This is a genomic window from Comamonas sp. 17RB (assembly GCF_030056555.1).
Classification (GTDB): Bacteria; Pseudomonadota; Gammaproteobacteria; order Burkholderiales; family Burkholderiaceae_C; genus Comamonas; species Comamonas terrigena.
Window position 1 is genome coordinate 307962 of the sequence record NZ_JASHHY010000004.1, and the last position, 15346, is coordinate 323307.

Here is a 15346-nt window from a genome sequence, read left to right on the forward strand (position 1 = left end):
GGCAGGCTTTTGGAAGCGGTGGTTCAGCCGCTGTGCGTGGTGCTGCGTCGCTGCATGCGCAGCAGCGCAGCAATGTCGCGCATGGCGGCAGCCACAGGCGATATCACCGGAACCGAGAAGCGAGGTGCAATCCGCTCGGCACTCTCGGCCAGCGGACCGCCGCCAATGACCACGGCCTGTGCGCCATCCAGTGCCATGCAGTCGTGCACCGCCTGCGCAAGGCTGTCGTCCTGCAGCGCGGGTTGGCCAGCCAGCTCCAGCGGGTCGCCCACCGGGATGCGGCTGCCGGCAAAAAGAGACGACAGGCCCAGTGCGTCAGCAGAGGCGGCGATCGACGCCTCCAGCTCGGGGGTGGTGGTGGCCACGCCAAAACGCCTGCCGCCGAGGGCCGCTTCCCGCATGGCCGCTTCGCCGATCCCCACCACCGGCAGCGCGACCGCCGCACGCAGCTGTTGCAGACCCGGATTGCCAAACGCGGCGATGACGATGGCATCCACCTCGCCTGCCAGGCGCTGGCCGATCTCCAGGACCTCTTCCACCGATGTCGCCAGCTCCTCTGCACTGGTGATCATGGTGGTGCCCCGTTGGGCTGTGGCACTGCGCAGCGCAATGTCCTGCGGCAAGGCCTTGCGAGCCAGGCGATGCATCATCGCTGTGGTGGCCTCGGAGGTGTTGGGGTTGATCAAGAGCACGGTCTGCGTCATGGCAAGCGAATAGATGGTGGTAGGCAAGGTGCAGCGAGGTGCAAATGGAGCAGGCAGCGAACTCAAGCGCCGGCGGGCTGCTCGGCATCGTGGGCATCGTGGGTATCGATCGACTTGCCGAACGTCTCGGGGGCGAACTGCACGGCAATGGCGAAGATGGCATACATCACCGCAATCATTCCGAACATGCCGGCGACACCGTGCAAGTCAAACATCTTGCCGGCAGCCAGCTGGGATACAGCGCCCCCCACGGTGCCGAGGGCCAGCAAAAAGGAGGTGCCCAGGCCGCGCATGCGGGTCGGATACAGCTCGGGCGCAAAGATCCAGATCGAGGTGTTGAGCGTCAGCACGCAGAACTGGAACAGTGCACCGCAGGCCAGCACCATGGCCACGCTGCTGGTAAAGTGGCCAAAGGCCATTGCGGCCAGGCAGGCCGCAATGGCCCCCACGGTGAGCACGCGTTTACGTGGAAAGTTGTAGCCCAGGGCCGATGCCGTGATGGCGCCCAGCAAGCTGCCGCTTTGCATCACGATGGTGAATACAAAGCTTTTGGTGATGGAGTAGCCCTGTGCCACCAGGATGGTGGGCATCAGTGTCAGCACCGAAAGCTGTGCGCCAAAAGTCATCCACGAGGCAACGCCCACGGCCAGGGTACGGCGTGCATAGCCGCCGGTGAAGATATCCTTGAGCTGCACTTTGCGGGCGGGCGCAGTCTCATCGGCCGATGCGGAGGCGTCGGCGGTGATGTATTCGCGGTACGCATATTGGCCGTTGGCCAGCTTGCCCGCTGCAAGCATGGACAGCACCTGGTTCGCCTCCTGCACCCGGCCTTGCGACAGCAGGTAGCGCGGTGTTTCAGGCACAAAGCGGCGATAGAACACGATGAACAAGGCAGGCAGTACCAGGCAGGCAAACAGCCAGCGCCAGGCGTTGTCTCCGGGGAAGATGGCAAACACCGCCAGCGCGAATGCCGGGGCCAGCATATTACCCAGGCCGCCACCGCCCACATTGATCAGCCCCACGGCCGTGCCGCGCAAGCGGGCAGAGCAGAACTCCGCCAGCATGGTCACCGCTGTCGTGATTTCTCCGCCCAGGCCCAGGCCCACAATGAAACGTGCCGCCAGCAACACGCCATAGTTGGGCGCCAGGGCACACAGCACCGCGCCGAAGGTGAACACAGCCAGATTGACGTTCAGCATGAAGCGGCGGCCCAGCCGGTCGGCCAGGAAACCGGAGCCCAGCCGGCCGATGGCTGCGGCAATGAACGTGATGGTGTTCAGCAGCCCGATGTCGGTGCCGTTCAGGCCCCACTGTTTTTGCAGCAGCGGGCCGACCAGGCCCACGGCGTTTTGTTCGAACACATCAAACAGCACACCGCACACCACCAGAAAGATGATGTATTTGTGCGACCGGGTGGCGCCAATATCGTCCAGCGCCGTCTCAAGCTGGCGCATCTGGGCGGACTGGGGGGCGGTCGATGAAACGGCGGGGCTTCCGGCCATGGCAAATCCTCAGTTAGTTGTCGGTTGGGGCGGGGTATCCGACAGAACCCGCTCATTGCGGAGCGATTTCTTGTCTGTTCTGAGAAAAGCATTTTTCATGCCACAGCTTTTATGAAAATATTTTTTCTTTTGTAATGCAGGCAAACCCTTTGAAAGACGGCATCGCTTTCAAGAAGAACAATGGAAGCAAGAGGCTGCAAGGCACACAAAAAGTGCATGCCCCAGGGTTGGATGCACCAGATCGGCAAGAACCCCGACCGGTGAACCGTGGCGCGCTATCTGCGGTCTGCCGGCCGCTCGATGAGCTCAGACAGGGCTTCGTGCTCGGCCTCTACGCCAGAGAGCCGTTTGCGCCCTGCCCCCCCTGCGTGTGCCATGGCGCGCGTGGCCAACAGATCGCACAGCAGCATCAGCGCGACATGGTTGTCCAGAGGCCCTGGCGCCGCCGAATAGCAACGCAGCACCCAGCGCGCATCCACATGGGCGCTGGAAATCTGGTCGGTGACATACAGCACCTGTGCACCAGCACGTGTGGCACGGGTCGCAAACTGTGCGGCAATCGGCAAGCTGCGGCGCAGTGCAAACACCACCAATACCGTCTGCGGGTCCATGTCCACCGCATATTCGCCCAGTGTCTCTCCCGGGCCGGGAATGACCTGGGTGTTGGGCAGCAGCTGGGCCAGTTGCCAGCGCAGATAGGCCGCGAAGTTGCGATTGTTGCGATAGCCCAGAAACAGCACCTTGCGTGCACTGCACAGGGCCATGGCAATGGCATTGACCGTCGCTTCGTCGATGTGCCCAAAGGTGGCGGCAATGTTGTCGCTGGCCAATTGGATATGGGCAGCAATGGAGCCTTCGGGGGCATTGACGTTGGGCTGTGCCGCAAACAGCGGAGAACCCGTGGAGCGCTCTTCGCGCGCATGGCGGCGGGCTTCCTCGTAGCTGGCATAGCCCAGGCGGCGAATGAAGCGGGTGACGGTGGCGTTGGAAACCTGGACCAGCGTGGCCAGCTCTGAGGCGCTGTAACTGGCCAGATCCCCGGGAAAATCCAGGATGAATTCGCCCAGCCTGCGCTCGGAGCGCGGCAATGTATCGATCAGATGGCGGATTTGCCCCAAAAAAGATGCGGCGCTAGGGTCTGAAGGCATGCCGGATTCTAGAGGCTACTTTCGGTCGGTGTCTGACGCAGCCTGTCTCGAAAAGCGACTCTGGATGCGGCATCGAGTGCGGGCCGGGTACACCGGGTTGGCCTTATGGCCGATCCTACAGTCCCGTGCCCCAGAAGCCTCTCAAGGCCGGCAGAGGAGCCGCCGGGCAGGCTTCGGAAAGCCCGGGCGTATGTTGGACTTTCCTAATGGAGTGATCGCCCGGCCGTACCAGGCTTTGGCTCCGTGAACAGCATGGGCAAGCCCGAACCGGCCATGGTGTGTTTTTCAAGGCGACTGCCGGCTGCGGAGCAAGTGACATATTTCGCCAGGTGTTTTCCCGGCACCAAGGACATTCGCTGCCAGGTGTCCGGTTTTGCCATTCACACCGCATACTGCAGACATCTTCACTTGAGCGGCTGCCGTTTTCACGCGCCGCACCCCATGCCCGGTTATCTGACCAAACAAGAGTCCATTCACATCGATGGCGCGCAGGACATGCAAATTCGCTCCCTGCTGGACCGGCAACAATTTTTCGACCCCGACGGCGCCGCGCTGCGCCTGGGCATCTCGGATGCCATCTGGCCGCTGTTCGGTCTGCTATGGCCCTCCGGCAGCGAGCTGGCCAACCACATGGCACAGCAGCCCGTGATCCAAGGCCGGCGCATTCTGGAGCTGGGCTGTGGCCTGGGACTGGCCAGCCTGGTCTGCCACCGTATGGGGGCGGACATCACGGCCAGCGATTGCCACCCGCTGGCAAGCGACTTTCTGAAAGAGAACTTGCGCCTGAACGACCTGCCGCCCATGAAATACCGCGCGGGCCAATGGGGGGCGCTGGAATCGATTGCCGCAGCAGCCGAAGCAACCGCCCATTTCGATGCAGCTGCCCAGGCCACCGCTTTGGCGGGTGGCTCGCCGGGCGGCTTTGTTGCACCTGTGGCAGATCTTCCAGTGCACGGGGTTTTCGATCTCATCATCGGCAGCGACCTGCTGTACGAACGGGATCAGTTTGCACGCCTGCCCAACTACATCTGCGAGCATGCCAGCGCCAGCGCGCAGATCTGGATCATCGACCCTGACCGTGGCAACCGCGCCGCCTTCAGCCGCCAGATGGCCGAACGCGGCTATGGCGTGACGGAAACCCGGCTGGACCGCACGGAGACCGAACTGCAAGCAGGCTACAAGGGGCGTTTGCTGGTGTATGCCAAACCACCGCGCCCAATGCAATAGCCGCTCGCGCTCATCCAACAAACACTGCACGTCCCAAACACAGCATGCTTCGCCGCATGCTCGTGGCAACAAAAAAGCCCCGCAGCTTTCACGCTGCGGGGCTTTTTCATGGACAGGCGCCGATCAGATCAACCCAGCCACTTGCGCGCATTGCGCCACACACGCATCCAGGGGCTGAACTCGGCCTTGTCACCCGACGTCCAGCTCATCTGCACATTGCGGAACACGCGCTCGGGGTGGGGCATCATGGCGGTGAAGCGGCCATCGGCCGTGGTCACTGCCGTCAGACCACCGGCCGAGCCGTTGGGGTTGAACGGGTACTGCTCAGTCGCCTGGCCGTGGTTGTCCACGTAGCGCATGGCCTTCAGCACCTGGGCTTCATTGCCGCGGAACTTGAAGTTGGCATAGCCCTCACCGTGTGCCACGGCGATCGGCAGGCGCGAACCCGCCATCCCTTGCAAGAACAGGCTGGGCGACTCCAGCACCTCGACCATCGACAGACGCGCTTCAAAGCGGTTGCTCTGGTTCTGCGTGAAACGCGGCCAGTCCTGTGCACCAGGAATGATGTCGGCCAGTTCGGCAAACATCTGGCAGCCGTTGCACACGCCCAGGCCAAAAGTGTCGGTGCGGCCAAAGAACTGCTGGAACTCGGCCGACAGGCGATCGTTGAAGGTGATGGAACGTGCCCAGCCAATGCCGGCACCCAGGGTGTCGCCATAGCTGAAGCCGCCGCAGGCCACCACGCCCGCAAAGTCCTTGAGCTGGGCACGGCCGGTCTGCAGGTCCGTCATGTGCACGTCCACCGCGTCGAAACCGGCTTCGGTGAAGGCATAGGCCATTTCCACATGGGAGTTCACGCCCTGCTCGCGCAGCACGGCCACGCGGGGCTTGGCCGCCACGTTGATGAACGGCGCCGCCACGTTGTCCTGCGGGTCAAACGTCAGGTGCACGTGCATGCCGGGGTCTGCAGGCACACCCGCCGCAGCGTGTTCGCTGTCGGCGCAGGCGGGGTTGTCGCGCTGCTGGGCAATCTTCCAGCTCACGGCATCCCAGACCTGGTGCAGATCGCTCAGTGTGGCGCCAAACACCTTCTTGGCATCGCGCCAGACCTGCAGCTCGCCCTTGCCCATGTCGACGGCAGACGACACCGGGCGGGTCTTGCCGATGATGTGGCTGCAGGTGGCCAGGCCATGCTCGCGCAGGGTTTGCAGCACTTCGGCACGGTCTGCGGTCTTGATCTGCAACACCGCACCCAGTTCTTCATTGAACAGCGCGCGCAGTGTCAGGTCTTCGCGGCGGCCGGACACCTGGTTGCCCCAGTTCTTGCCCTCACCGCTGTCCATGCGGCTGTCGCTGATGCCGTCGCCTTCGGTGATCAGCATGTCTACATTCAGCGCCACGCCCACATGGCCGGCAAAGGCCATTTCGGCCACGGTCGCCAGCAGGCCGCCGTCACCCTTGTCGTGGTAGGCCAGAATCTGGCCCTTGGCGCGCAGGGCGTTCACGGCATCGACCATGCCGATCAGGTCCTTGGGCTGGTCCAGGTCGGGCGTTTCGTTGCCGGACTGGTTCAGCACCTGGCCCAGGATGGAGCCACCCATGCGCATCTTGCCCCGCGACAGATCGATCAGCACCAGCGTGGTGTCGTCTTCGGTGGCGTCCAGCTGCGGAGTCAGCGTGCTGCGCACATCGTCGATCGATGCAAAGCCGGTGATGATCAGGCTGACAGGCGAAGTGACCTTCTTGGTCACGCCGTTGTCATTCCACTGCGTGCGCATGGACAGGCTGTCCTTGCCCACGGGAATGGAAATGTTCAGCGCCGGGCACAGCTCCATGCCCACGGCCTTGACCGTGGCGTACAGCGCAGCATCCTCACCGGCTTCGCCGCAGGCGGCCATCCAGTTGGCCGACATCTTGATCTTGGACAGCTCGATCGGCGCCGCCAACATGTTGGTGATGGCTTCGGCCACGGCCATGCGGCCCGATGCGGGCGCATTGATGGCCGCCAGCGGCGTGCGCTCGCCCATGGCCATGGCTTCACCCTTGAAACCCTGGAAATCCGCCAGCGTCACGGCCACGTCGGCCACAGGCACCTGCCAAGGGCCCACCATCTGGTCGCGGTGGGTCATGCCGCCCACAGCGCGGTCACCGATGGAGATCAGGAAGCGCTTGGAAGCCACCGTGGGGTGGGCCAGCACTTCGATGACAGCCTTTTCCAGCGGAACGCCGGTCAGGTCGATGGCGGGCAGCTCGCGCTCCACCGTCTTCACGTCCTTGTGCATCTTGGGCGGCTTGCCCAGCAGCACGTTCATGGGCATGTTCACCGGGAACTTCTGGTCGCCCGACTCGACGGCAGTGTCTTCCAGCACCAGCTCGCGCTCTTCGGTGGCCGTGCCGATGACGGCAAACGGGCAGCGTTCGCGTTCGCAGAAAGCGGTGAACTGGGCCAGCGACTCGGGCGCAATCGCCAGCACATAGCGCTCTTGCGATTCGTTGGACCAGATTTCCTTGGGCGCCAGACCGGATTCCTCCAGATTCACCGCACGCAGGTCAAAGCGCGCGCCACGGCCCGCGTCATTGGTCAGCTCGGGGAAGGCATTGGACAGGCCACCGGCACCCACGTCGTGGATGGCCAGGATGGGGTTCTGCGCGCCCTGCTGCCAGCAGTGGTTGATGACTTCCTGCGCACGGCGCTCGATCTCGGGATTGCCGCGCTGCACCGAATCGAAGTCCAGCTCGGCGGCATTGGTGCCCGACGCCATGGAGCTGGCCGCACCGCCGCCCATGCCGATGCGCATGCCGGGGCCGCCCAGCTGGATCAGCAGCGTGCCGGCGGGGAACAGGATCTTCTGGGTCAGCTCGGCGTCGATCACGCCCAGACCACCGGCGATCATGATGGGCTTGTGGTAGCCGCGGGTCACATCGCCGACCTGCTGCTCGTACTCGCGGAAGTAGCCGGTCAGGCTGGGACGGCCGAATTCGTTGTTGAAAGCCGCGCCACCCAGCGGACCTTCGATCATGATCTGCAGCGGGCTGGCAATGTGCTCGGGCTTGCCCACTTCGCTGCCCCACAGCTTGGACACCGTGAAACCGGTCAGGCCGGCCTTGGGCTTGGAGCCACGGCCGGTCGCGCCTTCGTCACGGATTTCACCGCCGTTGCCGGTCGATGCGCCGGGGAAGGGCGAAATGGCCGTGGGGTGGTTGTGCGTTTCCACCTTCATCAGCACATGGTTGGTGGCGCTTTGCTTCTGGTAGCTGGGGGCCTGTGCCGCGCCGGTGGCGGCATCGAACTTGGCGATGAAGCGCTCGACCTGGTGGCCTTCCATGATGGAGGCGTTGTCCGAGTACGCCACCACCGTGTGCTGGGGCGACACGGCTTCGGTGTTGCGGATCATGCCGAACAGCGACTTCTCCTGCGCCACACCGTCGATGGTGAAGTTGGCGTTGAAGATCTTGTGGCGGCAGTGCTCGGAGTTCGCCTGGGCGAACATCATCAGCTCCACGTCCGTGGGGTTGCGCTTCAGGCCGTTGAAGGCGTTGACCAGGTACTCGATCTCGTCATCGGCCAGGGCCAGGCCCCACTGCTTGTTGGCGGTTTCCAGCGCAGCGTGACCGCCACCCAGCACATCGACAAACTCCATCGGAGCGGCCTGCAGGGCGGAGAACAGCTTTTCGGCCTCGGCACGGGTGGCAAACACCGACTCGGTCATGCGGTCGTGCAGCAGCGCAGCGATCTGGGCCGTCTGCTCGGTGCTCAGCTCGGGCGTGCCGCCCAGCAGACCCGACTTCAGGGTCACGCGGTACTCGGTGGTGCGCTCCACGCGGAACACTTCCAGGCCGCAGTTGCGGGCAATGTCGGTGGCCTTGGAAGCCCAGGGCGAAATCGTGCCCATGCGGGGGGTGACGATGAAGGGCACGCCATCGGCGCTGCCTTCAAAGGGCTCGCCATATGTCAAGAGCGCCGACAGGCGCTCTTGCAATGCGGGCACAGGCGTCCCCTCGGTAGCCACCAAATGCACAAAACGTGCGGACACGCCTGTGATCTTGGGGTGGATGGCGACCAGGTCGGTCAGAAGCTGTTGGGCGCGGAACGAGCTCAGGGCGTTTCCACCCTCAAACTGTGTCAGATGCAATGTCACGTGGCGGCCTGTTTATGTGAAGGCTGGTGAAGGGCGCCCTGGCCCGCCCCCTGTTGCGAGGGGGCCGACCAAAGCGCTGAATCGGTGAGCCTCTGATTTTACCGTGCCTAGCACTAACCCGAAGCACTCCCGCCCCTTGCCCCTGCAGGTTCAAGCCCGCAATGGGATAATTGGCAGCATGAGCATCACACTGAAGACCCCCGAAGACATCGAGCGCATGCGCGTCGCAGGCCACTTTGCTTCGGATGTGCTGGACTACATCACCCCCCACATCAAGCCCGGCATCACCACCCAGCAGATCGACGATCTGTGCGCCGAACGCATGGCCCAGCAAGGCACCAAGACCGCCTGCCTGGGCTACCAGCCGCCGGGCATGACGCCCTACCCGGCCTATGTCTGCACCTCGGTCAACCACGTGGTCTGCCATGGCATCCCCAACGACAAGCCGCTCAAGAAGGGCGACATCGTCAATGTGGACGTGACCATCATCACCGACGACGGCTGGTTTGGCGACAACAGCCGCATGTTCATCGTGGGCGACGGCACGATTGCCGGCAAGCGCCTGTGCCAGCTGACGTTTGAAGCCATGTGGAAGGGCATCCAGCAGGTCAAGGCCGGCGCCACCCTGGGCGACATCGGCCACGCCATCCAGTCCTTTGCCGAAGGCCACAACCTGTCGGTGGTGCGCGAATACTGCGGCCACGGCATCGGCAAGGTGTTCCACGACGAGCCCCAGGTGCTGCACTACGGCCGTCCCGGCACCGGTGTGGTGCTGGAAGAAGGCATGGTCTTCACCATCGAGCCCATGCTCAACCTGGGCAAGAAGGACATCAAGGCCATGCCCGACGGCTGGACCGTGATCACCAAGGACCACAGCCTGACCGCCCAGTGGGAGCTGATGCTGGCCGTCACCAAGACGGGCTACGACATACTGACCTGGTCGGATGGCTCGCCCACGCCGCCGGACTTCATCACCGCGCTGCGCACCTGATCCAGCCCGGTTTCGCGCAGCCCCTCTGCTGCGCTGCCCGCCCGCCGCTGCACCCTTTCGGGGTCCAGCGGCTTTTTTGCGCCGCCAGACCGGCCGGCGCCCGCGCCAAAGACCCGCCGCCCCGCAGAGCCGCTACAGTGCACGTGTGCGGTGCACGCCTGCCCAGCACCGCACCATTTGCGCACGTTTTTTGCTTGCATTGCCAACATGACCACGCTCGCCCCCGCCCCCTCCGATCTGACCGCTTTGCGCAACGCCTACCGCCATGACAAGGCCGCGCTGGTAGAACAGTTCAAGCAGCCCGCCCCCGCCAAACGCAGTGTGCGGCCGCTGCTGCACAAGCTGTCCGAGCGCACCGACCAGCAGCTGCAGGCCCTGCGCCAGTTGACCGGCCTGCCGGACTGCGTGGCCCTGATCGCCGTGGGCGGCTATGGCCGTGCGCAGCTGTTTCCCGCCTCCGATGTGGACGTGCTGGTGCTGGTACCCGAACACCCCGCCGGTGAGGACAGCCCTTTCAAGGCCCAGCTGGAGCAGTTCATCGGTGCCTGCTGGGACACCGGGCTGGAAATCGGCTCCAGCGTGCGCACCGTGGAGGAATGTGTGGACGAAGCCGCGGCCGACGTCACCATCCAGACCGCGCTGCTGGAATCGCGCCTGATCGACGGTGATCTGGCCCTGTTCGCCCAGATGCAGCAGCGCTTTCGCGCCCTGCTCAACCCGCGCGCCTTCTTCACCGCCAAGATGCTGGAGATGCGCCAGCGCCACAACAAGTTCGAGAACACGGCCTACGCGCTGGAACCCAACTGCAAGGAATCACCCGGCGGCCTGCGCGATCTGCACACCATCCTCTGGGTGGCCAAGGCCGCCGGCCTGGGCAGCAGTTGGAAGGAACTGGCCCAGAGCGGCATCGCCACGCATTTCGAAGCCCAGCAGCTGGAGCGCAACGAGGCGCTGATCAGCCACATCCGCGCCCGCCTGCACGCGGCCACCGGCCGGCACGAAGACCGCATGCTGTTCGACCTGCAGACCACCGTGGCCGAACAGCTGGGCTTTCACAGCCACCAGCGCCCCGGCCAGCGCATGCCGGTGCGCGCCAGCGAAGGCCTGATGCGCCGCTACTACTGGGCTGCCAAGGCCGTCACCCAGCTCAGCCAGATCCTGCTGCTGAACATTGAGGAACGCCTGTACCCCGCCAGCCAGGGCGCCATGGTGCGCATTGATGACCGCTTCTTCGACAAGGACGGCCTGGTCGAGGTCGCCAGCGACGACCTGTACCGCCGCGACCCCCAGGCCATCCTGGCCACCTTCCTGACCTACGAGACCTCTCCCGGCCTGCGCGACCTGTCCGCGCGCACGCTGCGCGCGCTGTACTCGGCGCGCGGCGTGATGGACGGCGCCTTCCGCCGCGACCCGGTCAACCGCGCCACCTTCATGCAGATCCTGCAGCAGCCCAGCGGCATCACCCACGCCATGCGGCTGATGAACCAGACCTCGGTGCTGGGGCGCTACCTGTGGGCCTTCCGTCGCATCGTCGGCCAGATGCAGCACGACCTGTTCCACGTCTACACGGTGGACCAGCACACGCTGATGGTGCTGCGCAATATGCGGCGCTTCTTCATGGCCGAGCATGTGCATGAATACCCCTTCTGCTCCCAGCTGGCCAGCGGCTGGGACAAGCCCTGGCTGCTGTACCTCGCCGCCCTGTTCCACGACATTGGCAAGGGCCGGGGCGGCGACCATTCGCAGATCGGTGCCATCGAGGTGAAGCGTTTCTGCCGCCAGCACGGCGTGGACGCGGATGACGCGCAGATGGTCGAGTTCCTGGTGCGCGAACACCTGACCATGAGCCAGGTGGCGCAAAAGCAGGACACCACCGACCCCGATGTGATCCGTGCCTTTGCCGCCCGCGTGGGTTCGGTGCGTCACCTCACCGCCCTGTACCTGCTGACCGTGGCCGATATCCGCGGCACCAGCCCCAAGGTCTGGAACGCGTGGAAGGGCAAGCTGCTGGAAGACCTGTACCACGCCACCGTGCGCATGCTGGGCGGCCGGGCGCCCGACGCCGAGGCCCTGGTGGAAGCGCGCAAGCGCGAAGCCCTGGTGCAGCTGGCACTCAGCGCACAGCCGCACGAATCGCACAAGCTGCTGTGGAACACGCTGGACGTGAGCTACTTCATGCGCCACGAGGCCGCCGACATCGCCTGGCACGCCCGCCACCTGGGCCGCTATGTGGGCACGCCCACCCCCATCGTGCGGGCGCGCCAGTCGCTGGCCGGCGAAGGCGTGCAGGTCATGGTCTACACGCCCGACCGCAGCGACCTGTTCGCCCGTATCTGCGGCTACTTCGACCGCTCGGGCTTTTCCATTCTGGACGCACGCATCCACACCGCACGCAACGGCTATGCGCTGGACACCTTCCAGGTCATCACCAGCGAACCGCTGGAAGTGCACTGGCGCGAGTTGACCGCGCTGATCGAGGAAGGTCTGCCCCATGCCATCGAGGCCGAAGGCCCCCTGCCCCCGCCGGCACGCCGCCGCGTCTCGCGCCGAGTGCGCAGCTTCCCCATGCCGCCGCGCGTGGTGCTGCAGCCGGACGAAAAATCACAGCACTGGCTGCTGGAAATCTCCGCCAGCGACCGCGCCGGTCTGCTCTACACCGTGGCCCGCGTGCTGGCCGAGCACAGAGTCAGCGTGCAGCTGGCCAAGGTGAGCACCTTGGGCGAACGGGTGGAGGACAGCTTTCTGATCCAGGGCCCCACGCTGGGCAACAACACTGCCCAGCTGGAGCTGGAAACCGACCTGGTGAACGCACTGGCGGAGTAGCAAAGGGACAGCCGGGGCACCCAGCCCCGGCCTGCCCTGCCGCAGCGCCTGGAACTGACTGGCCGGGCGGCACACCACGGCCGTTCACCGGCCCACAGCGCTTTCCCGGCCCACCCTCTCCAGCAAGGCCAGCAGCGCCTCTACATCTTCGTCCCGCGTGCGCCAGGACGACACGCTGATGCGCATGGCAGGCCGCCCCTGCCACAGCGTGCCGCCGAACCATGCCTCGCCGGAGGCCTGCACTGCAGCGCGCACCGCATGGGTGTGTGCGTCAGTGGCGCAGCGGAACAGCACCTGGTTGAGCGTCACGGTATTGAGCACCTCGAACCCGGCCTGCGCCAGGCCTTCCCCGATGCGGCGCGCCTGCGCACAATGCCGCTCCACCAGCTCGGCAACGCCCTGGCGGCCCAAGCTGCGCAATACCGCCCACACCGGAATCCCGCGGGGCCGGCGCGAAAACTCCAGCGTCAGATTTTTCTGGGCATCCACGCTGGCGCTGGAATAGGCCGCATCACTGTTCATGGCTTCGGCCAGGGCCCGCGCATCACGGCAAATCGCCATGGCGCAGTCGTAAGGGGTGTTGAGCCATTTGTGCGCGTCGGTCGTCCAGCTGTCGGCCAGCTCGATGCCCTGGGTCAGGTGGGCCAGCGAGGAGGCCCGCGCCCACAAGCCGAAAGCGCCATCCACATGCACCCATGCCCCCGCCGCTCTGGCATGCGGCAGGATCTGCGCGAAGGGGTCGAAGGCGCCGGTGTTCACCTCACCGGCCTGCAGGCAGAGGATGGTGCGTGCATCCAGCGCCGGCAGTTGCGCCACGTCCACCCGCCCCTGGGCATCGACCGGCGCATGGACGATCTGGTTCAGCCCGAAGCCCAGCACGCGCAACGCCTTCTTGACCGTGGTGTGCACCAGCGCGGACACCACCACCCGGATCTCCGGCGCGCCATGCAGCCCTTGGCCGTCGAAATCCCAACCCTGCCGTGCCAGCAGTTCGCGCCGTGCCGCGGCCAGAGCGGTCAAGGTACAGGCCGTGGCGCTGGTGCCAAAGCCGACGGCGCTGTCCCGCGGCAGATCCAGGGCGTCCAGCACCCAGCGGGCGGCCACACGCTCCACCGTGGCCGACACCGGGGAATTGTCGAAGGTCGACGCACACTGATCCCACGCCAGCATCAGCCGTTCCGCCGCCGCAGCGGCGGGCAATGCCGCGCCGACCACAAACCCGAAATAGCGCGGCCCGTTGGATACCGTGGTCGCTGGGGATCCCACATCGTCCAGCAACTCCAGCGTGGACTCCGCCGGCACACCTTGCTCGGGCAGCGGCTCATCGAAGGCCGCCAAGGCGGCAATCGCTTCTTCCGACGGAAACACGCGGCGCTGGCCGTTGCCTTCAGTGTAGCGACGCCCGCGCACATCGGCATGGGCCAAAAGTTCCAGTTCGTTCATTGGAGCATCTCCCCTTCCTGTTTCATACCTGCTTCATTCCTGCTTCGTGGTCGGCAGCGGCGCCTGCGGCGATCCCTGCTGCATTTCCTGCGGGGTGACCCGCCGCGTCACCCACCAGAACAGCAGCGCCAACACACTGACTGCTGCCCCCAGCAGGCACACGCCCTGCCAGCCCGCGCGGGCATAGGTCACCGTCGTGCCAATCGCCCCCAGCCCGCTGCCAATCGCATAGAAAAGCATGTAAAGGCCGACCAGCCGGCTGTGGGCCTTGGGCCGGGTGCGGAAAATCATGCTCTGGTTGGTCACGTGCAGCGCCTGCCCTCCCATGTCGAGTAGCACGATGCCCACCAGCAACGCACCCAGCGAACGCTCCATCAGCGACAGCGGCCACCAGGCCAGCAGCAACACCACCAGCGCTGCGGCACTGGTACGTTGCGCATGGCCATGGTCCGCCCATTGCCCGGCGCGCGTGGCGGCCAGCGCCCCCACCGCACCGACCAGCCCCAACGCGCCGATGGCGGTGTGGGAGAAGCCATGGGGCGGCGCACTCAACGGCAACACCAGCGCACTCCAGAAGATGTTGAATGCCGCAAACATCAGCAGCGCCAGCACCCCGCGCACCTGCAGCACCTTCTCTTCCCGCAGCAGCGTCAGCATGGACGCAATCAGGCGCCAGTAGCCCAACGCATCGGGCGCTGCAGGCAACACAGGCAACCGCCTCCAGAGCGGCAAGGCAATGAGCAGCATCAACACCGCAGCGCACAGGTACACGCCGCGCCAACCCGCCACATCGCTGATGCCCCCGGCAAACACCCGGGCCAGCAGCAGGCCGATGAACACCCCACCCTGTGCCGCGCCGACCACACGCCCCTGCGCCTGGGGCGCTGCCGCGCTGGCGGCATAGGCGATCAGCCCCTGCGTCATCGCAGTCCCCAGCAAACCCACTGCCAGCATGCCCACCAGCAATGCGGGAACCGATTGGGCCATGGCCACGGCCACCAGCGCCGCGGCCAGCGCCAGCAGCTGCAGGGCCATCAGGCGGCGGCGTTCCACCCGGTCGCCCAGGGGCACCAGCAGCAGCAGCGCCAGCGCACACCCGGTTTGTGTGGCCGTAACCACACCGCCCACCGCCGCATGGCTGATGTCAAAGTCCTGCGCCAGCGCGTCCAGCAAGGGCTGCGCGTAATAGACATTCGCCACGCTCAGGCCACTGGCCACGGCAAACAGCCAGACCAGGCTGCGGGGCATGTCTGCAGACAGCGCCGGTGCACAGCGCTGTGGCAACGGCGGGGGCGATGGTGGTGCGGTGCAGGTCTTCATGGTCCAAGCTCAATCAATCTGGTTTCAAAATAAAACCAGAACGATGCTA

At 65.2% G+C, this 15346-nt stretch carries 9 protein-coding genes; 3 read left to right on the forward strand and 6 right to left on the reverse strand.

The features are described from left to right. Nucleotides 1–23: 23 nt before the first annotated feature. The 3 genes from QM470_RS09700 to QM470_RS09710 all read right to left on the reverse strand — a co-directional run bounded on the left by QM470_RS09700 (nt 24) and on the right by QM470_RS09710 (nt 3354). Entirely contained in the window at nt 24–704 is a 681-nt protein-coding gene (locus QM470_RS09700; protein WP_283339106.1) for an aspartate/glutamate racemase family protein, read from the reverse strand. Between the two features lie 62 nt (nt 705–766). Continuing rightward, the gene (locus QM470_RS09705; RefSeq protein ID WP_283339107.1) at nt 767–2206 is read right to left on the reverse strand and encodes an MFS transporter; all 1440 of its coding nucleotides are present in this window, start codon (nt 2204–2206) and stop codon (nt 767–769) included. A gap of 275 nt (nt 2207–2481) precedes the next feature. Next, nucleotides 2482–3354: a MurR/RpiR family transcriptional regulator gene (locus QM470_RS09710; protein ID WP_283339109.1), complete on the reverse strand. Its 873-nt coding sequence runs from the start codon at nt 3352–3354 to the stop codon at nt 2482–2484. 441 nt (nt 3355–3795) lie between these two features. Here QM470_RS09710 and QM470_RS09715 point away from each other — a divergent pair, with 441 nt between their 5' ends. Continuing rightward, a complete protein-coding gene (locus QM470_RS09715; RefSeq protein ID WP_283339110.1) occupies nt 3796–4581 on the forward strand; it encodes a class I SAM-dependent methyltransferase in 786 nt (261 codons plus the stop codon). A gap of 128 nt (nt 4582–4709) precedes the next feature. Here QM470_RS09715 and purL read toward each other — a convergent pair whose 3' ends face one another. Continuing rightward, a complete protein-coding gene (gene purL, locus QM470_RS09720; RefSeq protein WP_283339111.1) occupies nt 4710–8720 on the reverse strand; it encodes a phosphoribosylformylglycinamidine synthase in 4011 nt (1336 codons plus the stop codon). Nucleotides 8721–8898: 178 nt separating this feature from the next. Between purL and map the strand changes: the two genes are divergently transcribed. Then, entirely contained in the window at nt 8899–9711 is an 813-nt protein-coding gene (map, locus tag QM470_RS09725; protein WP_283339112.1) for a type I methionyl aminopeptidase, read from the forward strand. 207 nt (nt 9712–9918) lie between these two features. Further along, nucleotides 9919–12534, forward strand: coding sequence for a [protein-PII] uridylyltransferase (locus tag QM470_RS09730; RefSeq protein ID WP_283339113.1), 2616 nt, complete (start codon nt 9919–9921; stop codon nt 12532–12534). An 84-nt stretch (nt 12535–12618) separates the two neighbouring features. Here QM470_RS09730 and QM470_RS09735 read toward each other — a convergent pair whose 3' ends face one another. Together QM470_RS09735 and QM470_RS09740 are read right to left on the reverse strand one after the other, a co-directional pair. Beyond that, nucleotides 12619–13977 (reverse strand): pyridoxal phosphate-dependent decarboxylase family protein, encoded by a 1359-nt coding sequence (locus tag QM470_RS09735; protein ID WP_283339114.1) that lies wholly within the window; start codon nt 13975–13977, stop codon nt 12619–12621. Between the two features lie 33 nt (nt 13978–14010). Further along, nucleotides 14011–15297 carry an MFS transporter gene (locus QM470_RS09740; protein ID WP_283339115.1) on the reverse strand — a complete coding sequence of 429 codons (1287 nt, stop codon included), beginning with the start codon at nt 15295–15297 and terminating at the stop codon, nt 14011–14013. Nucleotides 15298–15346: the final 49 nt, after the last annotated feature.